Below are 23,123 nucleotides of genomic sequence, written 5' to 3' on the forward strand. Positions count from 1 at the left end.
GTTTGTCGTGGCCGTGCGCCGTCGGAGGCGCTTGATTGACATTCGAACCTCTCTATTCACTTTCGGGCCTGTTTGTCGGCGCGCTCGTCGGCATCACCGGCGTTGGTGGCGGTTCGCTGATGACACCCTTGCTGGTGCTGCTCTTCGGCGTCCATCCTGCAACCGCCGTCGGCACCGATCTTCTCTATGCGGCGATCACCAAGACCGCCGGCACCGCCGTTCACGGCATGCACGGGCGCGTCAACTGGAAGATCGTCGGCAGCCTCGCGATCGGCAGCGTGCCGGCCGCCTTGCTGATGCTCTGGCTGCTGGCGGGCGTCGACCGCAAAAGCATCGGCGTCACCAACACGATCACCTCGGCGCTTGGCTGGCTTCTTGTCATGACCGCGATCATGCTGATCTTCCGAGCCCAGATACTTGAATTGGCGCGGCGCGCCTTCGGCGATCGCACGCCGCCCCAGCCGCGAACCATCCTTGCCCTCACCGTCGTTCTCGGATTCCTCCTCGGCGTCCTCGTCACCCTGACCTCAGTCGGCGCCGGCGCGCTGGGTGTGACGATCCTGTTGGTCCTTTATCCCAGGCTCGACGTGCGCGAGATCGTCGGTTCGGACATCGTCCATGCGGTCCCGCTGACCCTGATCGGCGGGACGGGCTATTGGTTGATCGGCGAAATCGACTGGCCGATGCTGTTTGCCCTGCTCATCGGCTCTATCCCCGGCATCATCATCGGCAGCTTGCTGGCGCCGAAGCTGCACGAGCGCACCATCCGCATCGTCCTCGCCCTGACACTCGCCGTCGTCGCCTGGAAGCTCTTGACCGGCTGACCGGAGCATCAGCATCCCGAGGTTAGAGGCCCGGCTGCTTGATGTCGGCGAGAATGCTGATGATCGTCTGTTTGCGGTCGAGATTATAAGCATCCGAAATGGTAAGCCGCTCGGTGATCTCGGAATAGAGCCGCGCCAGCCGCTCAGCCGCCGCGATCTGCCCCTCGCCTGCCGCTGTGCGAGCCCGGTTCATGATGTCGTCGCCGACATGGCTGACGAAGAAATCGAAGATCGTGTCACTTTCCCTGCCCGAAAGCGCGTCGGCCAGCCGATGCATCGCCTTGCGGGCCGTCGGTCCTTCGGCCGATAGCATCTCGTCATAGGCGGTGATGATTTCGCCGCCGCCGTAGTTCAAGAGTTTCAGCGCCTCGCCGACGCTGCCCTTGGCGGCCGAAAGCACCGCCCCGCCCTCGCCGGATATGCCGAGATGAGCAAGCGCCGCGACCAGCGCATCGTCGGCCAGTGGCGCCAATTTCAGCGGCAGGCAGCGCGAGCGGATCGTCGCCAGCAATCGTCCCGGCGCATGTGAGAGCACCAGGAACAGCGCCCGTTTCGGCGGCTCTTCCAGGATCTTCAGGATGGCGTTGGCCGCATTGCGATTCATGTCGTCAGCCGGATCGATGATGACGATCCGCCAGTTGCCGGTGCCTGAGGTCTGCGAGAAGAATTTGCCGGCGCGGCGGACCTCGTCGACGGTGATCGACGACTTCACCTTGCCGGTCTTTTCATCCACCGGCCGGGCAAGATGCAGGAGATTATGCGAAGCGCCGGAGGCGATCTGCCGGCTGACTGATGAGGCCGGATCCGGATCGCCGATCGTCGCCGGCGCACTCTCGGGATCGGGATGCGAGAGCACGTGATTGGCGAAGCGGAAGGCGAGCGTCGCCTTGCCGATGCCTTCCGGCCCCTCGATCAGGATAGCGTGGTGGCCCTTGCCGGACCGGTAGGATTGCGCAAGGAAGGCTTCCGCCTCCGCATGGCCGAACAGCCTGGTATTTTCCCCCGGCCAGATGGCGCCGTCGAGCAGTCCGGGCCTCTCGTCACTCATGATGGGCCTCACTCATGATGAGCGGCTTCCGGCGTTCGGGCGCGGCCTGCCGGCGACATGAGCTGTTGGACGATCGCCAGGATCTCGGCGGCGATCGCCTCCTCGCTCTGCATGGCGTTGACCACGTGACAGCGCTCCGGCTCGCGGGCGGCGATATCGAGAAAGGCTTCGCGCCGTTTCTCGTGCGTTTCGAGGCGTTCTTTCTCGAAGCGATCGGGAGCGTCGGCGGCGGCGCGCTTCTGCGCCCGTTCCAGCCCGATCTTGGCGGGGATGTCGAGGATCACGGTGCAATCCGGTATCACGCCGTTGATGGCGATGCGCTGCAGCGTTTCGATGAAATCGGGCTCGAGATTGCCGGTGATGCCCTGGTAGACGCGGGAGGAGTCAATAAAGCGGTCGCAGAGCACGACCTTGCCGGCGGCAAGTGCGGGCCGGATCACCTCTTCGACATGGTCGTTGCGCGCCGCTGCAAACAGGATCGCCTCCATCCGCGTGCCGAAGGCTTCGGCAGCCCCTGACAGCAGCACGTGGCGTACGGCCTCGGCACCCGGCGATCCGCCGGGTTCGCGCGTCACCAGCACGTCGCGACCTTCGCCCCTCAGTGCCTCGGCGAGGCGGCGGATCTGCGTGGATTTCCCAGCGCCTTCCCCGCCTTCAAACGTAACGAACAATCCCGTACCGGATGACAATGACAGCTTCCCGCATTCCGGGCGCCACGCGCGCCACATCTCTTCTATCTATCCGAAGATATCAGGGAGGAAAACCTTTCGCCGCGGCGGCATATTCACCTTTCCCGGCAAATTGTATCAGAAAGTCAGGCGTTCAAGCCCAGGCGTTCAGCCAGGCGCGGACTTGTCCCAGAGCCAGGAGAAGAACAGCGATTCGCCGAGTTCCAGCATGGCATCGACCGCCCGGCTGCTGAGCGAACCTTCGCCGACCGCCTGCACGGTGTAGAGCGGCACTTCCCTGAGCAGCCGGCTGCCCGCGAAAATCCTGAGTGTGCCTGCCTGTGTATCCGGCGTCACCGGCGCCGTCAGCGGCCAGCGATAGACGATGCGTGCCGACAGCCTGTCGGGATTGCTGATCGGAATGTAGACGCTGACCGGCGCCTTGGCGATGAGATCGACAGTGCGCGCCGTGCCGCCATAGACGCTGGCGGCTCCAATCACTTCCTTGTCGGCAAAGATCTGCCGGCCCTCGAAGGCGGTCAGTCCCCATTCAAGCACCCGCTTGGCCTCCTCCGTCCGCTCCTTGTCGGAAGGGATACCGGCAAGCGCCAGAAACAGCCGCCTGCCGTCGCGCTCAACCGACGCGACGATCGAATAACCCTCCCCCTCGGTAAAGCCGGTTGCCAGCCCGTCGGCGCCGAGATCGAGCCCGAGCAGAGGATTGCGGTTGCGCTGGAAGATCTTGTTCCACTCGAAATCCGGCTGCGCGAAATAGAGATAGAGATTCGGATAGGATTGCTGCAGGGCCGCAGCCAGCGTCACCATCTCGCGCGCCGTCACCTTGCTCTTCCCATCCGGCAGGCCGGTGGAATTGCCGAACTCGGCCTTCTCCATGCCGAGTTCACGGGCACGCCGCGTCATCGACACGGCAAATTGCTGCTCGCTGCCGGCCATGCCTTCGGCCAGGATGATGCAGCTGTCATTGGCGCCCTGGATGGCGATGCCCTTGATCAGGTCCTCGACGCGCACACGCGATTTGAGGCTGGCAAACATCGTTGCCGTCCTCGACGGCGCGCCGCCGGTTCTCCAGGCATATTCGGAAACGGGATATTCGGTATCGAACGTGATCTGGCCCTTTGTCACCGCCTCGAAGACGAGATCCATCGTCATCAGCTTGGCGAGTGAAGCCGGCGAAAAGCCCTGGTCTTCGTTCTTGGCGAGAAGCACTGTGCCGGTAGCGGCCTCGATCATATAGGCCTGCGTCGCCTTGGTGGCGAAACCGGCGGCACCGCTATCGGCCGCAAGCGCCCCGGTGGTGAACGGCATCAGGCATGCCAGAGCAATTCCAGCAAAAGTACGTAGCGGTTTTGCGTCCGGAATTGCGGCGAAACAAAAGCGAAGCACAGGCTCCAGCATCAAGAGTTTCCATCGATCGAGCGGCGTATCGTAAGGAGGTTAGAGCGAGAGGAAATCCGATGCAATTGCCGCGCTCAGCGCGCGGCGAATTTGGCCTGCTGGCGCTTGGCGGAAGCAAGGATCGACTCCTGCGTCAGCCCGTCATTGCGCACCATCACCGCGTCGAAGGCGAGATCGACGGTCACCGTCTTCACGTCCTCGTTCTGGTAACCGAGCGCCAGAGAACCCAGCGGCCGTTCGTAGGGCATGGGACCAATCTCCGGCAGCACGACCATCTGGTCGAAGGCCTGCGGGGCATTGTTTGCGGACGGTGCCGGCGGCGCGACCAAGACATGGGCACCGGGAGCAAGAACGGGTGCTGCATTATAGCGCGCGCTCGGCGTCGAGCCAGCATAGGAGGTCGCCGACATCGGTACCGGCACGTTGGACGGCGTCTCGTAATCTTCCGAACTCTGCAGCTGGTCGCGGGTGATCTTGCGGCTGTTGGAGGCGACCATCACGCCGGTTGCGATCTGACCTTCCGGACTGACGCCGGGAATACGGCTGCCCTTCGGCGCGTAGGAGGCCATCAGATAGGGCATGTCGTGGCCGTCCATACGGGCGCGGCCGACATATTGTACGCGCACCTTGCCGGTGCCGCTGTGCTGCAGATCCAGCATGTCGGCCGTCTTGTTCGAAAGGTCGATGATCCGGCCCTCGTGATAGGGGCCGCGATCGTTGACGCGCACGATGACGGAGGAGCCGCTTTCGAGATTGGTGACGCGTGCATAGCTCGGCAATGGGAAGGTCGGATGCGCCGCGGAAAGATGCATCTGGTCGTAGACTTCGCCGTTCGCCGTCAGGCGCCCATGAAAGGCCGAGCCATACCAGGAAGCGACGCCGACCTTATTATAGGCAAAGTCTTCCTTCGGATAATACCACTTGCCCTTCACCTCGTAAGGGTTGCCGACGATATAGCGGCCGCCGCCCTTGGGGATATTGTTGCCGGTGGCGACCCGCGGGCTCGCCTTCACGCCATATTCGGATTCGGAGAAATATTCTTTGCCGTGGGCTTTCTTCTTCGGCACCGCCTGCGTCGTGCCGCACGCCGCAACCGTCGCACACATCGCAGATATCGCCAGCCACCGTGCTGTCGTTGCGAAAGACGCCGCCCCGTATCCCAATGTCATATGCCCCACGCCGCTCAACGATCGTTATGGTTAAGGAATTTTGCCCCATACTGGGCCAATAACGCCTTATCCCCACCCGCCTAACGAGGATTTAATCTTGCTAAGTTCGTGGCAAATTTACGAACGATTTCGCAGCGATAGCGAGAATTCCAATGATTATGGTTTATAAATCACTAACGCGAGCCTTGCCGCCCCACCCTTCCGCTGCGGCAAAGAGACCTGAAATTCTCGTGTCGAAGCGGTGCATATGGTCAACATTCGGCCGCTTCAAAACACCCGACAAGCTCCAAACTGAAACGCTGTCGGCGATATGACGCTATGCACTCGCGGTATCTCCTACTGACCCTCCGCAACTGCGCGGGAACGAAATCTTCGCCACGGGCTTTGAAGGTTTATGCCTTTGGAGGATCACCATGAACGATGAAATCATTATGCAGCTCGAGACGGTCAGCCAGCAGTTGCATGCCCGGTCTCGCGCGCTTTCTCAGCGAGATCAAGACAATGACATCGCAATCCTAATGTCGGCACTCGCGGTGACGATGGCGGCAGTTCGATCTCTTTGCGAGGATATGAACCAACTCAATGGTCCAAAGGGCCTCGGATCTGACGGAGGTTAGATCCGATGTCTCCGGCGCAAGTCACTTGCTTCCGTTGGATTGTCGCGCAGCGTTCATCGAAAAGTAGATTTTAGCCGCTATTCCGACCCCGCTTCTCATCTCATATCGGGTTCCGGCAATGGATCTTGCGACAGTCCTTCTTCTACACAAGTCTTCCTTCATCGTGGGAGCAATCTGCTTCTTCTACGTGAGGTGGCGTTCTGGAGCGACGCCAGGGCTCGGCGTACTTGCCGTCGGTTTCTCCTTGCTCGCGATCGCTTCAACGCTCGCAGGTCTGGATGAGCGCATTCACATGTCCAGTGATGCCAGGACATTCCGGAGTTTTTCGCTTGGCGCCAATGGTTACGGGCTGATGGCGGTGGGTCTTTTCGGCCTCAGCCGGCGTCATAGCTCTCTTCGAGACTGGTGGCCGTTGCTCCTGCCCGTCGTTCTGACGCTGAGTGCCGCGATCACGCCGTGGTATTTGGACAACGGGCTCAGAGCATCCGTGTTCAACGGCAACGCCACGATTCTGCTTGCCTTGTCAGGGTTCGTGATCGCCCGCGACTTCTTTCAGGAGCGCCTTACTGCGCGGTTCGGTCTTTCCGCGGCTATTTTTGTCGCGACGTCTCTCTCAGCTCTGGTCGTGGTCGGTTTCATCTTTCCGAATGATGCGCCTCTTCCCCCGCGCTACGCATTCTTTCTGCTGATCATCTGTCATTTCGCCGTGGCTCTATTCGTGCTCGTGCTTGTGCAGGAACGAGCCGAAGAGAAGCTGACCAGACTTGCCAATACCGATATGCTGACCGGCGTTCCCAACCGCCAGCATTTCTTCAACTCGCTTCCTAAAGGCCTCGGACCCGGAGACGCATTCGTCCTTATCGATATCGACTTTTTCAAGAGTGTGAACGATCGGTTCGGACACGACAAAGGTGATATAGTTCTCGTAAATGTTGCTCGGACGATTGCTGACAGCATACCCCGGTCCAGCGTCTTTGGTCGGCTGGGCGGCGAGGAATTCAGCCTCTTTCTTCGCGGCGAAACCGAAGCCTCTGCTTTCGCACTCGCCGAGCAGGTACGTGAGGCGGTCAACGCCTTGAGTCTCGTCTTCGACGGAAAACAGGTCTCCCCGACCGTCAGCGCAGGTGTGGCGCTGTGGGAAGCGGGCCTCACGGAACAGGACGTCCAGAAGCGTGCGGATCAGGCGCTTTACAGCGCCAAAAATAACGGTCGCAACAGAGTGGAGTTGTTCACCGGCATCGGGTTGACCAATGGCATCCCTGCACTGGAACTGCGATCGGCCCGCGCAGGCTGACAACAGCGGAGATCGGTCACGCCCAGACAGACTGGCACGCCAAGCGGAATGCCGGCAAATGCTACAGAGCAAGTTGACGCTGCGGTCAAAGCTGCTAAAACCCAGCCATCGAGTGATTGGGTCGCAAACCGGTAGTAACAGCCGGTTGAAAGAAATCTACGGAATGTCGATTTCTAACCCTTTCAACAGATGGAAGAGTGTCCGAGTGGTTTAAGGAACCGGTCTTGAAAACCGGCGTGCGGGAGACCGTACCGTGGGTTCGAATCCCACCTCTTCCGCCACGTTTCTATGATTTTATTGTATAATTTCCGATTTATTGGCTAGATTTTCACGCTTATCATAACCGTGTTCGAGTGTGAAAAACCGTGTGAGGCGCTTTCCTCCCATGCGTTTAACTTCGATCTTATCGTGTTCACACTTGTGGAAAACTTATACACGCAATGCCGTGTCATGGCGCCAGCCCCTGCCAACATATAAACTTTCCGAGATCGAAACGCGGAACAGTCAATGAGGCCTGACAGACTTCGCAATCTGCTTCAAGAGATGGAGGCGCGGCTGGTTCGAGCTGAGAAGTCGTACGCGCTCAACGATAGCATCCTTCAGAAACTGACGTCGACAAAGGCGGAAGTCCGCAGGCACTTAAGTAAGGTCGACTCCATTCGTATTGCGGATGTCGACGCACTTGAGCAACGCATCAGGAACCTCCAGATCAGCGACGACAGCCTCGGACTACCCAATTTGATTTTGGGCATGAAGATCGGCCTGAACCAACTCGGCCCAGAAGACTTGCTGGAGGCAACTCCTGGCCAAAAGCTTGCAGCTTTCTCGTTCGAGTTCGAGGATGGAACTCTGAGGGTAGTGGATCAGCCTCTGCGGCCGGGCCTGCGCGAGCGAGATATTGCTTTAGCCGCCCTTGAAGCGGCCCTAGAGCAGGGGGAGTATGTAAACCAAGATTTGGCAGCTACGAACGCCTCCCCTCGCCTCAAGGAAGCGTTCGAGCGGCTACAGGCAACAATGCGCAGCCATACAAACATCGTGCAAATCGGAGCCCGCGCTCAGATCTGCAATCGCCTCGTTCATGGGGACATCGATGAACTATCAACAACCCTCTTCAGCTTGTTAATCGGACATATCGAGAGCGTTTTTTCTGCCCTCGCGCAATTTGAGGACTGGCGGGTTTTCGCCGAGAACGCGGCCGCCCTTAATATCGACGCCGGCTCAGTCGCCAAGTTGGTCGAAGGCACAGCCCAATTAGTGAGACAGATTCGAAACGAGAATATTGCTGACGAGTCTGTTGCGGACGCGCTCGATACCGCCCAGGCGTGGGTCGTCGAGCCGAATTCGCCGGATAAGCGAGACGTCCTGGCGTTGGCGCGTTCACACGAGAATCTTTGGTCGATCGTAACAAAAGCGCTTCTTGCGGTCGGCCGTGACGTTTTCGCAGCCGCGCGCAAGAAGTTGGCTTCGGTGATACTCGGCGCCCTGTTGCTAACGGCACCCGTCATCATTCCACTCATAGGAAAGGTTCCCGGTGCGCAATGGATCGAAACGGTCTACGACTATTTTAACGCTGCCAAAAACAAGCCGTCGAGCGTCGAATAGAGCGATGAAATGCCACCACTCCTGATCGCGAAGCGCCGCACCCTTATGGGTGATCTCGAGGATTGCAGAATCCAGGACGCGCTCTACCGCACAGCCTCGGTCTACCTATGCCCCGAATGTGCCCGCTACGTGCGGCCCTACAGTAGCTATAGCGGATCGCCCACATTCAAGCACATGACCAAATCGCCGAAGTGCAGCTTTTCTGGGAGCGTTCGACGGAAGCGGTAAGGCAAAATGAGAAAAGCCGCCGGCTGGTGAGGCCGACGGGCGCCGTCCTGCGGGTAGGTCGCGTAAGATAACCAGCCGGCGCGCCGCTGGTGTAGTCGCGGGTGGTGATCGCGCCGGCCTATGGTGTTGGTGAGCGCTCAGCCGCGTCATGCGGCGACCACGGCTGAGCGCTGATCGGCGAAGGCGGGCCGAATTAGGATCGTTTGCTAGGAGTGATGAGTTCCCAAAACTCACCAAGACGGTAGGTCTTGAACATCAGCCAGTCCATCGCAGAGCCGCGCATTCCGTTGCACTCGCGGCAAGCTGCCGCCATGTTGTCGCGTCGCGTCCATCCTTTGCGGCGTCCAGCAATCAGGTGCTCGAGGGTGGCAGCGTCCGGCCTGTTGCGATCCTTGCCGATGACCATGAGGCGGTTGCAATAGCAGCACTTCCCGCCTTGCTTTTCGAACAGTTCAAGAATTAGAGCTCGCTTGGCCGCGGTTTTCATATGGATTCTCGCAGGCAGTGAGATGGCTTCCATCGACCGTGCGGAACGGGCGGCCGGCCATTCCACCGGTGATAAGTTGGATATAGTAGATCTCTCTTCCCATCGCCGACCGTGAGCGCGTCATCACGCTGGCGACGTGGTCACCGAAGGTCACGGTGTCGCCTGCAGCGAAACGAAACTCGGCGCACAAGTAGATGCGGATGGGTCGTCTGCCAAGCAATGCGCGCGGCAACAAGCTTCTGTCGGCGTGGCTGATCGGTGCATGGATGGTCATAATGTGCTCCTCGTTTGTGTGTACGTAATTGTTAGTATTTGTATAGCGAATGATTTCATGGCGGTCAACTGCGAAATGCGGTAAATGTTTGCATACTGCGAACACGCCCGCTGATGAGGAAGCATAATATGGCGAAGACTGCCGCTATCGGCATTCGGATAGAGCCGGAACTGAAAGACGCCATCGAAGCGGCCGCTAAAGCCGATCGCCGGTCCGTCGCGTCGTATATCGAGAAGGTCATCGCCGATGATCTGGAAAGGCGCGGGTTATTGCCGCCGGCGGAACGGTCTGGACAATGATCTTTTCACACACAGCCAGAATTCTCGCGTACCTTGTTCTCATCGTCGGGGCTTCACAACTTGCGCTCGGTTTGGCCATCGCGACCGAGGCGCTGCTTCCGCATGAGCAAGCGTTGGCGCGGTACGCCCCTGGCGCTCCCAATTCCGGCGCTGTGATCGACCGCGGCATTCAAAAGTTGCTCATCGCTGTGGTGCTAGGAACGCTCTCTGAGATCAGCTTCCGCCTTCTGAAGATCCGCGGCGAGCAATAGATCTTCCGATCTTGACCGCACTCACCCGACTCACCTAGCTTCCCATCGCGGTCCACCAATCCGCACGCATCCCGACCCACCACACGGGGCAAAAGCGACCTGCATTCGTGCCGGCGGCAGCAAATGGTAATCGTCCGATGGTGGGCAATGAACAAATCAGACTTCCAGCAGGCCGCCCTCACATATGCTCGCGCTACCCAGCCGCTCGATCCCGACCAAGGCTGGAGGATCGAGGACGTTCAGCTTGCCTTCATGGCCGGCATGGAGGCGCTAGCCGTTCCTCGGCTATTGTCTCGACCTGAGACCGCCCGCGTCTTGAACGTTTCTTCATCCACAATTCACGATCTGGTGCGCCATGGAGAGCTGGCATTCGTGCACGCTGGCCGCGGCACGGTCCGTAAGCACCTGACGTTCAGCCAGGACGAGATCGTCAACTTTATCAAGCGCCACACGCAGCGGACCTATCAGGATGACCCTGGGCCGCCGACGGCGCGGTACGGCACGCGCAAACGTGCACGCGAGCTCGCCGTGGAGAGAGCGACAGCAAGCGGCGGAGACTTCACGGCTCAACGTGAAGCTAGGCTCGCTGCCGCGAAGGCCAACAAGAAATGACCACGCCCCCTCGCCTCATCGGCCGCAAGGAAGCCGCAGCCTACTGTGGAATCTCGCCGACATGCTTCTCTATGTGGGTTGCTCGCGGCATCATGCCTCCGACGCTACCTGGTACAAGAAGGTGGGATCGCCGCGCGATCGATGCAATGTTGAGCGCTCTCAGCGGGATCAGCGAACCCGACGCCATTGACGACCGCAGCGCGCTTAAGAAATGGCGAGAAAAGAAAAATGGCTATGACAGTCCGCGCTTCGGTCTGGATGCCAAGAGCGAAAACATCTTGGTAGCAATGTCGTACAATACCGATCTCAACACGCTCGATGTCCTCCCAGGCGCCGGGCCAGTTTTGATGGGTCGCCTAGTCGGAAAGGGGTTGGTAAAAGGCCAAGCCGCCGAGGGCCAGCAACGGTACATTATCACCGAAGAGGGACATGCCGAGGCAGTCAGGATCTTCGAGATGTGGAAGCGGCGGTAGCACGACCGCCTGTGATACAACATATAGCCATTCATTTCCTGAGATTTACAAGATCAAGTGCCCGTGCTGTTATTTTGTGCGGGAGGCGGAGACTGATTCGAGGATCTAACATGGCAAATATGCTTTTGGATTATTCGCGGCGCGTCGAAGCGTGGAGCAAACTTCAACACACTTTCGCGCTCGACCTCAAGGAGTGGCGTTATGATGCCCATGGGCGCTTGATCCGCTTCAGCGATTACGGGCGCCGGGACAGTGAGTTTGGTTGGGAGCTTGATCACTACCCAATTCCAAAATCCCTCGGCGGCACCGATGACATGTCGAATATTCGCGCATTGCATTGGCGCGGGAACGCAACGCATGGCGGGCTGCTCGGCCTCGGCCTGGCGTCACTGTCGAAGCAGGAAAAGCAGCCAGGGCTGGGCGGCCTATTTGGTCTCTATTCCAAATCATAAACAGCCGCCTCATCAGCCGCGTCCCGAAGCCCCTTGTATGACGCATGCCGCAGCTTCCCGTCATGTGTCCACGCCCGATATTCGATCTCGGCCACGAGCTTCGGCTCGACTAAGACTGCATTTCGCTTCCGTCCGGTATCGACAGCGGGCTTGCCGATTTTCAACTTGTCCATCTGCTCCCGGAGCTCGCTCGCGGAACGCTCGTTGAAGCCGGTCCCAACTCCGCCCACATAGACCAGTTCGTTTCCCTTGCGCGCGGCGAGCAACAGCCGGCCGATCCCGCCGAACGATGCCGTCGACTTCTCATAGCCGACGATCAAGAATCCATCGCTCTGGACGCATTTAATTTTCAGCCAATCGCCAATGCGGCCGCCTCGATAGGTGCTGTTGCGGTCTTTCGCGATGATGCCTTCAAGGTCATGTTCGCAGGCGATGCGCAGAAGCGTTTCGCCGTCCGCATCGATCTCCTCCGACAATCGAATAGCATCTTCCCTTCCCGGCGGCACCAGTCCCTCGAGGAGATGACGCCGAGAGGCAAGTTCGGTTCCGGTAAGGTCATGGCCGTCGAAATAGAGAAGATCGAACGCCATAAAGATTGCGTCTCTGGACGAGCGCTTGCCGCCGCGGCCGCCGAGCGACTGCTGAAGCATTCCGAAATCCGACCGGCCGTATGCATCGAGAACGACCGCCTCCCCATCCAAAATAGCCGTTGAAACTGGGAGTCTCTTTGCCTCGGCCGCAATAGCCGGGAAGCGATCCGTCCAGTCATGGCCACCGCGCGTGAGGATGCGAACGCCGGAGGGTTCGATGTGAACCGCCAGGCGATAGCCATCCCACTTCACCTCATATGTCCATTGCGGGCCTTTCGGCGGCCGCGGCTTCAGAAGCGCCAAGCACGGCTCGATGCGCTCCGGCATCGGGTCAAGGATGAGTTGCGGCTGGGCGGGATCGCGCCGCCGGCGCGCTCGGCTGCGGATTGGTGCGTCAACGTCACCGAGCAACGGCTTCGAAGGTGTGCGGGGCGGCTTTGTCATCACCGCAGTTCATCAGCAACGTCTTAAAAAGCAATTGACCAAGATTGATTATCGAGTATTGGCGGCTTTGAAAACAGAAGCATTCGTGTCTGGGATCCGGGTGTGATTTCCGAGCAACCGGGATACGCCCCGGCTTTATAGCTTGGCCGTCCGACCAAGCTATGACTGGACTCGCCCTAGACTTCCCGGATTCCATTTGGTAGCGAGTAATAGCAACAACTGGTTGTAGATTTTCTGCCGCGTTGACTCAAAGGTCGCGCGATTTATCCGGGGACAACACTCGCATGCCAACCCAAGTAAGACAGACTCGATATTTTTTTGTAATTTCGGCGGCTCTTTTGAGCGCCGCGAGCATCCTTCATGGATGCCAGAGTGACACACGGAACGCCCAAACATTTAGACCGAACGACAAGTTTCTTTCGCACAAAGGTGGCTCGTCGAGCCGTGCTGAAAATGCGCCGAGCCAACCTAACGCGGGGCCGAGCGGTATGGGCCAAGCCGGCAATGGTATGGGAGGTCCAGTTGGCCTGGGTGGCCCTCTGCACTAAGGCAGCGCCGTTGCGTTCGCCTCGACGATCGGCGTTGTGGACGGAAGACCTGTCTAGCGACCCCGCCTGCGGGTCAGTTCCGCAGGCGCCTCCTCCAGGCGAATTCGCGGTATCTAGCTCCGCGACGAGCATTACGAAGTTCAGACCGATTCGGCACGTGCGACCGTCGACTTCTCCCGCCCGAATGACCACAAAGCTGTCGCGCTGGACGCACCTGACCAAGATTGATTATTGACTCCCCTCCCGATGCGAACATAATAAGAACATCGGCGAGGCGGCCGCCAATCTGAAAACTGAAGTATGGAGCACGGACATGCGAGAGCAGCCGATCGGCGAAGCCGTGGAAGATGAGCGCGAGGAAGTGATCGCCTACCATGGGGGCGACGAGCGCGCCGCAGTCGGAACCCTATTGGAGGATATCCGCCACCTTCGCCGGCAGCTGGTGCTAACCGAGGGCGCCATGGGCCGAGGTATCAGCCGCGGGTGGCGGCCGAGCTACGAGCGAGGCTGATATGCTTGATCGTCTTCAACCAAAAGCCGTTGCCTTCGACGTGGCATTTAACGACTGGTGGCGGTCGCAACCAGGTTCTTTCCGAGACAGCGTTAGCCCATCGGCCGCGCGCACCTGCTTTCGCGCTGGATATACCGCCGGCAAGCACGCCACCGAGCGCCGCTTTGTCTTCAAAGCCGGCCGCATGCGGATTACCGTCTGGGCAGCGGGCGTCACCGAAGCGAAGGCGAAGGCCGAAATGGAGGCTGATTTCCGGGCAGTAAAGAAGGGGTGGCCGAAGCCGAAAGCGGGCTGGCAGCTTCAGGAGGTCAGATGAGCGACATCGACAGGCCGGCGCTGACGAAAGCCGCGCTGATGTATGTCCACTATTGCGAGGAAGCGGGATGCAAGGAATGGGGCGGCTGGGGCAACGCCCCTTCCCCGGCTGCGGCGACCCGCTGGTGGTGCTTCGAGCATTTCCCGCATAAGTCATACGAACAAGAACAGGCGCTCAGGCGGAAGCTCGAGGCGGCGGAGCACCGCGCGTAGGTGGGCAGTTGTAGGCTTCCTTATTGCAAATCCCAAGGGAACACGCTTAGGTGGATCCGAGGGATAATGAGGGACTCACCACCATGAGAATACGTGTCGTGGCCGCTGTTGCGGTGGCCGCCCTAGCGGGCTGTCAGGCAGCTCCAAGGTTCACAGCCTACAAAGCAGGAACGGTGCAGAGCGAAAGACAATTTGCTTTCGACCAGTGCAAGATCGCCTCGCTTCAGGAGATACCCCAGAGCATGGCCATCAGCACCAGCCCTGGCTACTATAATCCGGGAACGCTGAGCTGCAACACGGTGGGTGGGTACACCAGTTGCAATCGCATCGGGGCGGTAGACATTCCGGCGACCACCTCGACATACGACCAGAACGGCGGCTTGAGGGATCGCTACCTGACGCGTTGCATGGCTTCCAAGGGATACGCCATGCTGGAGAAATTACCCTTGTGCGGTTCCGAGAAGGAAAAGCAGGCGGCACTTTACCAGCCTCAACCAGCGAGCCCGGCGCAGATGAAATGCACAGCAGGCGTAGCGCTGGACCAGTAATAAGCATCCGGGAACAACTGCCGATGCATTGAAAGATGATGATGTGAACCTGCGGCCAGCCCAAAGGCCACCTCCCCACTTAAGCAAGGCTGATAGCGGCGAGAGAATTCAACTTCCATGCAAGCAAGAGGGAGGAAGTAGGTCAGACCATGAAGCTGCATCAACCACGTCTCAAGATAGACCGCGCTTTCGCAAAGATAGATGAGGCAAAACGCGCCCTGGGGTCGACCGGTGTTCATCGGTTTGTTGCAAGAACCGACGCAGCAGGTGACCGCTTCATCCGTCTCAGGTTGTTCGATGTTGACGACATCATACATGTGATAATCGGTGAAGCCGCATATCAACTGCGGTCCGCATTGGATGTTGCAGCAGTGGCCTTAGCTCGGTATAACGGCGCCGCGAGTGTCAACCACGTGTATTTTCCATTTGCTAGAACGCAACATGAATTCCTAGCCAAGGGTACTCAAGGAAAAATGGTCGGTCTCGCTCAGCCGGTTCAGGATGCGATTGCGTCGTTCGCTCCATATCGCGGAGGGAATGAGTTACTGTATGGTCTGAATGATCTGTGCAACACCGACAAACACAACAATCTCCTTGCGACGATTGCGGAGATCGGAAACATTACATCCGCCCATCCGTCCGCAAATTTTCTTGAGCGCATTTCTATTGGAGCTTTCGCGGGAAGGTTTGCTGCAGCGGTGATTGACAGTGGGAACCGAGCGCTTGACGGACTAGAATTCAAGCTCGACCCAAATGATGGCGATGTTGATCAAATCGCCACTTTGATGACCACAAAGATGCCAATGGCGGTTGGGCTCCTATTCTCAGGAACAGACAATCTGGATGGCAACGAGGTGTTCCAAACAATGTCGGACATGGCTGCGTTAGTTGGATCAATCATACAAAAACTCGAAGCAGCCTCCCCATAAATCGTTGTTGTTGTTTTGCTGAGCCGACAGCTCGGCCGCCGTTTGTCACAAACGAAAAAAGCCGCCCATCCTAACCGGATGGGCGGCTTGTGTGGTTAGTTCACCTGGGGCAGAACTGGCAGGACACTGTCCGGTGTAGCCAGCATACGAGTACGCACTTTGACCATGTCAACGTCCTGCACTGCGCAGTCGTCCTCGATCGATACAGCGGCGATCATGCCGGCAGACTGACCAGCGAGACCCAGCGCGGCTTCCATGCGGAACATATACCAAACGACCTTCGTCACGCTTGGCGCGGTCGGAACAATAATCCACTCACAAGTTGCCTTGTCAGGTACGATTGCTTCCAACGGGATTGGGCATTTGGCGTCGGCACCGCCAAAGCCGCTCTGGCTCTGGCCGCCAGATGAATAGACCGACATGCCAGAACCAAGATTGATCGCAACGCGTTCTGTCGCGTGCTGGTCCATCATGTAGGAAGACGCGGATACAGTCTTGTTGGACCGCAGCGCCGAACCATCCGCAACGCCGTAGAAGTCGTTACCGTTGAGGACGAACCCGGTGTTTTTCATCTGCCAAACGGGATCGCGCAGATAGGCACGGTTGGGCCAGAAAACTACACCCTCGTCCCCTGGATCAAGGAACGTCGTAGCATCGATGCAATAACCGCCTAGACCAGACTTCAGGGCAGCCGGTATCCGCGAATCTCCACTGAACATGTGCCAGTAGAAGAACCCGCGCGTGAAGTCTCGCACGTCCTTGATGATGGCGAGGCGTTGAGCATCAGTCGTTGCTAGGCTGTAGTTGAGGCCAGACTGCGGGACGTCTGTAGAAAGTCGTGACGTCCCGTTATTGATGTCATATTCCGTCCCGTTCACCAGGTCGGTTTTGATAACGCCATTGCCGAACGGCTCGGTCGGGTTTGCCGCATAGAGACGCCCGAGCGCCTCATATCGCAAGGCGTTATAATTCGGTGGCGGGGTACTATCAAAGGCCGCCATCGTCCCGGCTGCGGAGGTAAACGCGAGGCGGAAATTCAGGCTTTGCAGCGCCGGATCTGGATCGCCCGTAGTAATGGACGGCGGCAAGATGACATCAGGCAGAAGGCCGGACGCAGGCGTCGCCGGGGTGTTGTAGGGGTCGACAACCGTCGCTCCACCGACCGAGGACGCAGGCAGGGACATGCCACCCGAGCCCAAGTATCCGTTGAACGCCTCGCCGCCCGTTCCTTTTGCTTCCTTGCCGATTATATAGGGAATACCAGCAAGCTGTACTGGTTTACCCTCATAGTCGGCGCCGATGACACGACGGCCCCTGAATTTGCGACCTTCTGTCGTTGTCAGTTCGCCTCCACGCCCCCCCCACGGCACGAGGCCCGCCCATCCGGTTGAGAAGTAAATCGGCACGTCCATGCCTGGAAGCGTGCCTGTGGTTTTTGAGCCATCGAACATCCGGCGGAAGGCCGCAACGAAGGCTTTACTCTCGACGCTGAGACCCGACTGACTGTTGGCGTCAGCGCGCGCGTAGTAAACCGTATTGATCCATTTCAGAACCTCGCGGAATAGACCGCTCACGGAGGTGTACGAGGTCGCGTCAATAAACCCTAAGCCGGCGCCCGCCATGCCGGCCATATCCCAATCGGAACGAGCCAACCAGTCACCGACCATGGCGACAGATCGACCCTGTCGTTTTGCTTCATAGGCGGCCTCAGCGGCAGCTTGAGACCCACACAGCACCAGGACGTCGACTGTCGTTACGGCGCCATCATTTGCCGCGTTGAAATAGTTGATGTGCCCGACACGAGTCTTGTCGAGATAATCGCGGATGGCGGTGCACATATCCAACTCTTCCGCCTCGGTGAGAGCGGAATTGCACACGTACGCGCAACGGATACGGCGCTGGCTGAAGCTGGGGTTGCCTGCCGCGCCGCCGATACGGATGGTCGGGTTGGTGGCCGGTGTGGCCGACGCGGTGGTGAAGACCTCTTTCTTGACGCCGTGGTGCGACAGGCGGACAGATGTGGGTCCATCCCTGGTAACGCTGGTGAAGCCGAGGCCGTTGAACGGTGCTGATTGTGTGGAGCTGACCGCCGTCGCCATCGCCCGGAAGTTGGCGAAATTCGACGCAATTTTCGCGCCTATGGAGATGCCAACGCCGCCGGCGTCTTGCGCACCCATGGCGCAATCACCTACGGCACCTGAAGTTTCGGAAAAGAAGCCGAAGGAGAAGCTGTTTTGCGGCAGGCTTTGAAGAGGAATGCCGGTTTCGTAGTAAGCCGTATTCGCAGACGTTGTAAAATAGCCTGTTGAATTGAACGTTGGCGCCCCGACCTTCGTCAGATTATACGTGCCCGGCGTCTTCCAGTTGATCAGCCAATCGGCCTCAAGGCCCTCAGGGTCGGCTATATAGAGGCCGACTAGTTTGGACCACCAAGGCTTAGAGGCTTGGTTCCCACGCCAGATAAGTCGATCCATCGACTTCTTGCGGTTTTCGCGTGGAACAGACGGCAGCGCGGCTGCGAGTGAAGTTGTTGCGGATTGATAGGCGAAGGTTACCGGAACGTCAGGGGATCCACCCCCGCCATGCGCAGCGACAAGCGCTCCGCCGAGTGTGAGGAGCGCCGCAAGCGACACCCCCCGCCTCAAACTCGATTTGAGCCCCGCCATGTTACGCGGCAATCCACTGGAACTTGTCGTTCGGCTCGGCGTAGACGTCGTAGTCGGCGCCACTGCGAACTAGGAAGCGCTTGCCGGTCGTCGCGTCAGGCGTCGGCCCGACGGATACCCACGAGTCGGCGGCCGCGTTGATGCGGAAAATCGCCTGGCCAGAGCCTGCGTTTTCACCCGGGGCGAAATTGGTGGACGTCACACCAGTTGCCGGCGCCTCGCTCCACGCGATCTTGCCGAGGATGGCCTGAGACTTGTCTCTGGCGAAGAGGGAGCCGGGATAACCGCAAACGACATGGAGGCCTGAGAAAGCCATGGTAGTCTCCTGAAAATGTGGTGGTTGGTGGTCGGCCGGTGAGCCGTGGTCAGCGCGTGGTGCGGCTGGTGGTGCGTTCGAACGCTCTGTCTAGGCGCTCGTTCATACTGTCGATGCGGTTGCCGACGCCCTCGATGGCGCGGAGCAACTGGCTAGTTTGTTCGTGCATGCCTGCCTTGGTTGCAAATATTTCGGCCGCATGTAGCTTGTGGGCGGCAAGGTCTTTCTGTGCTGCGTCAGCCTTGTCTTCCGCCGTCTTGATGCGGGTCTCGCTGGCCTTTTCGCTTTCCTTGACGCGGCCGTCGATTTTCCACCAGATGCCCCATCCGGCGCCGGCGACCGTGAGAAAGAACAGCACGGCTTTCATGATCTCTTCAGGAGTCATTTGGCCGCCGCCTTGCCGGCTGGCTGCTTGCCGCCCTCCAGACCAGCGTCGCGGTCGGCGTAGAAGTCGCGCAGCGCCAGGTGGCGCCGGATGCATGACAGCAGCCGTTCGCGATCGGTGATCCACAAGCGCTCAAGCTGCGCCTGCGTCAGCGGCTTGTCGCCGATGTCGACCGGGCCAAGGCACTTGGTAGTCAGTGCGCTATCCGGCCGCGTCAGCTTCGGCGCCGGTGGCGGAACAACGATCCTATCGGACCTTGTTAATGCGCTGCACGCTGGGAGCGCCGATAGCAGTGCGGCCAGCATCAGGATCTTGGCTAGCTTCACGCTGCAATTCCTTAATTCTAGAATGGAGATTATCGGCCTCAGCCTGCATCTCGGCGATGCGGGCCGCCTCGCGTGCTTTGGCTTGGTTTTGGACGGAAGCCTGCCGCTCAATCTCAGCGTCGCGCGCCGTTACGGCGGCCGCTTTAAGCTCGGAGATTTCGGCTTTGTACTTTGTTGCCGCGGCGTCATAGCCGTTGCTGTAGATGGCCGAGACGCCCCACCAGATGGCCGCGGCGAGCAGCAGGGCAGCAATCCCGTAGCCCACCCATTTATTCGTCAGGAGCGCCATCATGAGCTAAGCCCCGACACGCAGATCTCAGCTTCGCCGGCGCGCTGGGCGTCGCCCATCTCTCGGCGCTTGACCAGCCCCTGCACGATGTGACCGCCGGCCTTGTTCCAAGCCGTCTGAGCTTCGCAGGCCTCGCGATAGCGCCCCGGCACGGCAAGCCGCGCCGCAGTCGAGTTGACCATGCCTGATACGCCAAAGTTATAGGCGCCGGAAATCATGGCTGCCTGGACACCGACCGGGAACCGCGTGAAGCCTTTGATCTGCTTGGCCAGTGGCTCGTAGTAGTCGCGCTTGACGCGCGCTTCGAGGATCGCGTCGCACTCGGCCGGCGTTTTCGTGAGCCCGGGCGGAACGGGCTTGCCATCGATCTGGGTCTCGCCATGGCAGATGTCGTAGATCTTAGCGAAGGGATCCCAGTGCGACTTGAGCACGAGGCCCTCCCACGGCTTGATCAGCGTATCGGTCGCGAGGATGACCGCGGCCGGTCGCTCCGGCTCTTTGAAATACGAGCCGCCACCGGCGAGCACCGCTGCAAGAACAGCTGCGGCAATGGCCGACTTGCCGCGCTTCGTGGCGACAATCTTATTGATCGGCAACGGGTGCCTCCTTGTTCTGGATGAGCAGCCGCGCGACATATGCGCCGCCAAGCAGCGCAAGCGTCAGCCACCACGGCAGGTAGTCGCCGACGACCGGCACGACATTGAGGATGATGTCGGCAAGCGCGGCGAGCTCGATGAGGCGGAGCGACCAGGCTTTTTTATAGACTGCGGCCGCATCGGGGATGAGCACGCGCGCGAAAGCGTCACGCGCGCCTGAGAAAAGCGTGCGAAGCATGGTGGGCTCCGAGGATTTGAGAGTGATTTAGATGTTCAGCGCGGCCTTGAAGGCGGCGACTGCCAGCGTGGCGCGCTGATCGGCGCCGGCTTCATTGAGATCCAGGAGGCGGCTTGGCCTTTTAGCGCGGCCGCGCATCAAATGATGTCAGGGAGGTGGGGTAGCCAAGACTCGACATCTTCACCCTTCGCCATATTTCCTTAACACCATCAAGGAGGGAAATATGTTTCGAGCACTAGCCGTTTCTCTATCTGTCAGTGCCACAGCTATCCTGTGCCAGCCCGTTTTTGCAGCTGACATGATCGAGGGCTATCGCCCACCACCGGCTACGCGCTATGTCGTTTACCACCCTAAAAAGGTGTATGTCAGGAAGACCGTTCACGAGTGCGGTCAGCTATTGGTGGAGTACCGCCCGCCGTATCGTCCTCACACGGAGATTGTTACCATCTGCCATCCACGCAAGTATGTCCTTACCAGATACTGACGGCCGATGTTTCAGGAAGGCGGCAAGCCGGGCTGTCACCGATCACAGAGGTTCGAACGGTCGCAAAGAATTGCGATCGATCCATGGGGGCCTAGGAAGCAGGGTTAGGTCAGTCTCGCTTGGGGCTTATCTGCAGCATGTATGGGAAATAGTTGCCGCCCCGTTTCTCTGGGTTCCAGCCAAGCCAGAGCTTGAGATAAAAGCCGAACAGCAGCGGCAGATCACGCTTTACAGTGAAGGCCGAGTCGATGTCTTCAACGCCGAGCAATTCGGATTGCCAGCCGTTGCAGGGATTTCGCCATGTCCAGCGAGTCCGCTGCCACCAGAGTTTGATGCCCTTGGCGGCAGGATCGAACCCAGCAACGCGCTGAGGAATATAGCCGTCCAGATCAGCGTTCAGCGTCGAGAACCATCGCCACCGACCAGGAAGAACTGGGCCGTGCTTCATTGACCAGGCCGCCAGGGGTGGTGACAGGAGATAAGCAAGCCCTACCAGCGCCAGGTTGGCCGGTAGATAGACAAGGTAGCGAATGATCATAGCTGGGACGCCGCGCTGAAGAATTCATCGATTTGCTGAGCCGAGAAGCCCATGGCAGCAAAGCCGGCCACCATCATCGGACTGTCCTTCACGAACGTGCCGCTGTACTCAAACGCGTCCTGGATCTCGCCATCCTGCTGCGCCACCCACACCTTGACCTGGTCAAGAAGGCCGGCCCGACGAAGCGTAACTCGAAACTGACGCGCCGAGACGGCCACCACAGGCAACGGCTTGTTGAGATACGCAACCACTGCCGCGTTGTCGGAAGCCAGCAGTTCGTCAGCATAACCTTCCTGAAGCTGTTCAAAGAGGCCGCAGATGTCGCCATCGGCGTTTCGCATCACATAAGGCATTTATCCATTCCTCTTGCAGGGGAAAAAGAAACCATCGTTCCAGACCCACAGGCCGCCGCTAGCGCCGGCCACCTGCCGAACTTGTTTGCTTGTGTTTGTCCAAACATTCCCCGAGCCAACGGCATAGTTGCTGGCAACTTGGATTGCGCCGACGTTGCCGCCAGCTCCGCCCAGACCAGCAACAAGGGTTCCTTGTGCCGGGTCGTGAATGAGCGCCGACGCAGTAGTGGCTGAAGCTGAATAATAGAAACGTAGCTTTGCTTTGACCTTCACCCCGTTCGGCACGGTCAGCGCCAGTAATGCGGACGTGGCTGATATGGCTACGTTAGCGGCATCATTGACTGAGGTCGTAAACGTGTACTCATCTTGGGCGTTCATGATGAACTCCCGGATGTTCGAGCTGCCGTCGGTGAGCGCGACGCCGATCGGCGCCAATACATCGTAGCCGCTCAGAAGCGAGAGACTGACGCCGGTGACGGTTGCCGATGTCGAAAGCACGACCTCGCCGCTGCCGTCGGACTGCTTTCGCAGCGCGTAAACGAAGTATGTCGCTCCAGCCGCCTTCACCCCGGTATCGAGACCGCCAGCATTGCCGGCGACCCATGTGCCATTGATATTCTTTGTCAGCGTGCCGGCCGAAATTGCGACCTTGCTCAGCGCTTTGACCTTGAAAGCGGCGATGTCGAGATGCGTGAGCGGCGTCGACGCATTGGGAAGAACGAGGCCGCCCTGGACGAAATCGGGACCGAGCAGCGGGGCAAGCCAGGTGCTGAGATCGGTGAGTGCGAGGCTCTTCGTGTCGCCCGCCACGCTGTCCCAGATGCCCAGCTTATCGGCGCCCGTCGGCGCTGTCTTAGCCGTTGCGGCATTGATAGCGGTGCCGAGGCCGCTGAAGGTGATGGCGCCGGTCGCAGTGTCGAGCACCATGAGCAGTCGATCGCTGCCGCCGTCATACAGGTAGAGCTTCAGCTGGCCCGCCGTGGCAGTGGAGACCCAGCACGTCCCGGCTACAGCATAGGCTGGCCGAGAAGCGCCGGAATGGCCACTGAGGAGCGCCTTGAGGCTGTCGTCCATGCGTGACGCCATCAGGCTCGGAGTGGCCGGGCCTGTGGTAGGGACG

At 59.3% G+C, this 23,123-nt stretch carries 31 protein-coding genes and 1 tRNA gene; 15 read left to right on the forward strand and 17 right to left on the reverse strand.

Annotated features, from left to right (window positions below; genetic code table 11):
- The first annotated feature begins 35 nt into the window (after positions 1–35).
- Entirely contained in the window at positions 36–824 is a 789-nt protein-coding gene (locus tag GR197_RS24940) for a sulfite exporter TauE/SafE family protein (RefSeq protein WP_164014397.1), read from the forward strand.
- Between the two features lie 22 nt (positions 825–846).
- On the opposite strand, the gene GR197_RS24945 is transcribed toward GR197_RS24940, so the two are convergent.
- The 4 genes from GR197_RS24945 to GR197_RS24960 form a co-directional block, all read right to left on the reverse strand.
- Positions 847–1,872: a DNA polymerase III subunit delta' gene (locus GR197_RS24945; RefSeq protein ID WP_164014399.1), complete on the reverse strand. Its 1,026-nt coding sequence runs from the start codon at positions 1,870–1,872 to the stop codon at positions 847–849.
- Positions 1,873–1,880: 8 nt separating this feature from the next.
- Positions 1,881–2,561: a dTMP kinase gene (tmk, locus tag GR197_RS24950; protein WP_164014401.1), complete on the reverse strand. Its 681-nt coding sequence runs from the start codon at positions 2,559–2,561 to the stop codon at positions 1,881–1,883.
- Between the two features lie 147 nt (positions 2,562–2,708).
- Complete coding sequence (locus GR197_RS24955; protein WP_164014404.1) at positions 2,709–3,866, reverse strand: D-alanyl-D-alanine carboxypeptidase family protein; 1,158 nt, start codon at positions 3,864–3,866, stop codon at positions 2,709–2,711.
- Positions 3,867–4,030: 164 nt separating this feature from the next.
- The gene (locus GR197_RS24960) at positions 4,031–5,125 is read right to left on the reverse strand and encodes a septal ring lytic transglycosylase RlpA family protein (protein ID WP_164014405.1); all 1,095 of its coding nucleotides are present in this window, start codon (positions 5,123–5,125) and stop codon (positions 4,031–4,033) included.
- A gap of 413 nt (positions 5,126–5,538) precedes the next feature.
- On the opposite strand from GR197_RS24960, the gene GR197_RS24965 reads away from it, so the two are divergent.
- The 4 genes from GR197_RS24965 (at position 5,539) to GR197_RS24980 (ending at position 8,638) form a co-directional block, all read left to right on the forward strand.
- A complete protein-coding gene (locus GR197_RS24965) occupies positions 5,539–5,742 on the forward strand; it encodes a hypothetical protein (protein ID WP_164014407.1) in 204 nt (67 codons plus the stop codon).
- Between the two features lie 118 nt (positions 5,743–5,860).
- Positions 5,861–7,036, forward strand: a complete 1,176-nt coding sequence (locus tag GR197_RS24970) for a GGDEF domain-containing protein (protein WP_164014410.1) — start codon at positions 5,861–5,863, stop codon at positions 7,034–7,036.
- A gap of 191 nt (positions 7,037–7,227) precedes the next feature.
- Positions 7,228–7,317 (forward strand) — tRNA-Ser (locus GR197_RS24975).
- 226 nt (positions 7,318–7,543) lie between these two features.
- Positions 7,544–8,638 (forward strand): hypothetical protein, encoded by a 1,095-nt coding sequence (locus GR197_RS24980; protein WP_164014412.1) that lies wholly within the window; start codon positions 7,544–7,546, stop codon positions 8,636–8,638.
- A 421-nt stretch (positions 8,639–9,059) separates the two neighbouring features.
- Here GR197_RS24980 and GR197_RS24985 read toward each other — a convergent pair whose 3' ends face one another.
- Positions 9,060–9,353: an HNH endonuclease gene (locus GR197_RS24985; RefSeq protein WP_164014414.1), complete on the reverse strand. Its 294-nt coding sequence runs from the start codon at positions 9,351–9,353 to the stop codon at positions 9,060–9,062.
- A complete protein-coding gene (locus GR197_RS24990) occupies positions 9,319–9,627 on the reverse strand; it encodes a hypothetical protein (protein WP_164014416.1) in 309 nt (102 codons plus the stop codon). Before GR197_RS24990 ends, GR197_RS24985 begins: the two co-directional genes overlap by 35 nt.
- A gap of 128 nt (positions 9,628–9,755) precedes the next feature.
- On the opposite strand from GR197_RS24990, the gene GR197_RS32100 reads away from it, so the two are divergent.
- From GR197_RS32100 to GR197_RS25010, 5 genes are all read left to right on the forward strand, one after another.
- Positions 9,756–9,926, forward strand: coding sequence for a hypothetical protein (locus GR197_RS32100; RefSeq protein ID WP_204330379.1), 171 nt, complete (start codon positions 9,756–9,758; stop codon positions 9,924–9,926).
- Positions 9,923–10,177 (forward strand): hypothetical protein, encoded by a 255-nt coding sequence (locus tag GR197_RS24995; protein ID WP_164014418.1) that lies wholly within the window; start codon positions 9,923–9,925, stop codon positions 10,175–10,177. Before GR197_RS32100 ends, GR197_RS24995 begins: the two co-directional genes overlap by 4 nt.
- 123 nt (positions 10,178–10,300) lie before the next feature.
- On the forward strand, positions 10,301–10,789 hold the full coding sequence (locus GR197_RS25000; protein WP_246724684.1) for a helix-turn-helix transcriptional regulator: 489 nt from the start codon (positions 10,301–10,303) through the stop codon (positions 10,787–10,789).
- Positions 10,786–11,262, forward strand: a complete 477-nt coding sequence (locus GR197_RS25005; RefSeq protein WP_164014421.1) for a helix-turn-helix transcriptional regulator — start codon at positions 10,786–10,788, stop codon at positions 11,260–11,262. Before GR197_RS25000 ends, GR197_RS25005 begins: the two co-directional genes overlap by 4 nt.
- A 110-nt stretch (positions 11,263–11,372) precedes the next feature.
- On the forward strand, positions 11,373–11,714 hold the full coding sequence (locus GR197_RS25010) for an HNH endonuclease (RefSeq protein ID WP_164014423.1): 342 nt from the start codon (positions 11,373–11,375) through the stop codon (positions 11,712–11,714).
- Here GR197_RS25010 and ligD read toward each other — a convergent pair.
- Complete coding sequence (ligD, locus tag GR197_RS25015; protein WP_164014643.1) at positions 11,699–12,748, reverse strand: non-homologous end-joining DNA ligase; 1,050 nt, start codon at positions 12,746–12,748, stop codon at positions 11,699–11,701. The two genes, GR197_RS25010 and ligD, sit on opposite strands and share 16 nt — an antisense overlap.
- Positions 12,749–13,609: 861 nt before the next feature.
- On the opposite strand from ligD, the gene GR197_RS25020 reads away from it, so the two are divergent.
- The 5 genes from GR197_RS25020 to GR197_RS25040 all read left to right on the forward strand — a co-directional run bounded on the left by GR197_RS25020 (position 13,610) and on the right by GR197_RS25040 (position 15,812).
- Complete coding sequence (locus GR197_RS25020; RefSeq protein ID WP_164014425.1) at positions 13,610–13,807, forward strand: hypothetical protein; 198 nt, start codon at positions 13,610–13,612, stop codon at positions 13,805–13,807.
- A 1-nt stretch (position 13,808) separates the two neighbouring features.
- Positions 13,809–14,123, forward strand: coding sequence for a hypothetical protein (locus GR197_RS25025; RefSeq protein ID WP_164014427.1), 315 nt, complete (start codon positions 13,809–13,811; stop codon positions 14,121–14,123).
- Complete coding sequence (locus GR197_RS25030; protein ID WP_164014429.1) at positions 14,120–14,335, forward strand: hypothetical protein; 216 nt, start codon at positions 14,120–14,122, stop codon at positions 14,333–14,335. The genes GR197_RS25025 and GR197_RS25030 overlap by 4 nt, the downstream gene beginning before the upstream one ends.
- 83 nt (positions 14,336–14,418) lie before the next feature.
- Positions 14,419–14,883 (forward strand): hypothetical protein, encoded by a 465-nt coding sequence (locus GR197_RS25035; protein WP_164014431.1) that lies wholly within the window; start codon positions 14,419–14,421, stop codon positions 14,881–14,883.
- A 149-nt stretch (positions 14,884–15,032) separates the two neighbouring features.
- The gene (locus GR197_RS25040; protein WP_164014434.1) at positions 15,033–15,812 is read left to right on the forward strand and encodes a hypothetical protein; all 780 of its coding nucleotides are present in this window, start codon (positions 15,033–15,035) and stop codon (positions 15,810–15,812) included.
- Between the two features lie 95 nt (positions 15,813–15,907).
- On the opposite strand, the gene GR197_RS25045 is transcribed toward GR197_RS25040, so the two are convergent.
- The 10 genes from GR197_RS25045 to GR197_RS25095 form a co-directional block, all read right to left on the reverse strand.
- Entirely contained in the window at positions 15,908–18,478 is a 2,571-nt protein-coding gene (locus GR197_RS25045; RefSeq protein ID WP_164014436.1) for an FAD-dependent oxidoreductase, read from the reverse strand.
- A 1-nt stretch (position 18,479) separates the two neighbouring features.
- Positions 18,480–18,794 (reverse strand): hypothetical protein, encoded by a 315-nt coding sequence (locus GR197_RS25050; protein ID WP_164014447.1) that lies wholly within the window; start codon positions 18,792–18,794, stop codon positions 18,480–18,482.
- Positions 18,795–18,843: 49 nt separating this feature from the next.
- The gene (locus GR197_RS25055; RefSeq protein WP_246724685.1) at positions 18,844–19,161 is read right to left on the reverse strand and encodes a hypothetical protein; all 318 of its coding nucleotides are present in this window, start codon (positions 19,159–19,161) and stop codon (positions 18,844–18,846) included.
- 14 nt (positions 19,162–19,175) lie between these two features.
- Entirely contained in the window at positions 19,176–19,307 is a 132-nt protein-coding gene (locus tag GR197_RS32680) for a hypothetical protein (protein ID WP_281409534.1), read from the reverse strand.
- A gap of 118 nt (positions 19,308–19,425) precedes the next feature.
- On the reverse strand, positions 19,426–19,797 hold the full coding sequence (locus tag GR197_RS25065; RefSeq protein ID WP_164014451.1) for a hypothetical protein: 372 nt from the start codon (positions 19,795–19,797) through the stop codon (positions 19,426–19,428).
- Positions 19,794–20,390: a lysozyme gene (locus tag GR197_RS25070; RefSeq protein WP_164014453.1), complete on the reverse strand. Its 597-nt coding sequence runs from the start codon at positions 20,388–20,390 to the stop codon at positions 19,794–19,796. Before GR197_RS25070 ends, GR197_RS25065 begins: the two co-directional genes overlap by 4 nt.
- Entirely contained in the window at positions 20,377–20,628 is a 252-nt protein-coding gene (locus GR197_RS25075; RefSeq protein WP_164014455.1) for a hypothetical protein, read from the reverse strand. The genes GR197_RS25070 and GR197_RS25075 overlap by 14 nt, the downstream gene beginning before the upstream one ends.
- Positions 20,629–21,221: 593 nt before the next feature.
- Complete coding sequence (locus tag GR197_RS25085; protein WP_164014460.1) at positions 21,222–21,650, reverse strand: DUF7338 family protein; 429 nt, start codon at positions 21,648–21,650, stop codon at positions 21,222–21,224.
- Positions 21,647–22,003 (reverse strand): hypothetical protein, encoded by a 357-nt coding sequence (locus tag GR197_RS25090; protein ID WP_164014461.1) that lies wholly within the window; start codon positions 22,001–22,003, stop codon positions 21,647–21,649. The genes GR197_RS25085 and GR197_RS25090 overlap by 4 nt, the downstream gene beginning before the upstream one ends.
- On the reverse strand, positions 22,004–23,077 hold the full coding sequence (locus GR197_RS25095) for a hypothetical protein (RefSeq protein WP_246724686.1): 1,074 nt from the start codon (positions 23,075–23,077) through the stop codon (positions 22,004–22,006). It lies immediately after the preceding gene.
- Positions 23,078–23,123 lie beyond the last annotated feature (46 nt).

The organism is Rhizobium phaseoli, assembly GCF_010668805.1.
Classification (GTDB): domain Bacteria; phylum Pseudomonadota; class Alphaproteobacteria; order Rhizobiales; family Rhizobiaceae; genus Rhizobium; species Rhizobium phaseoli_A.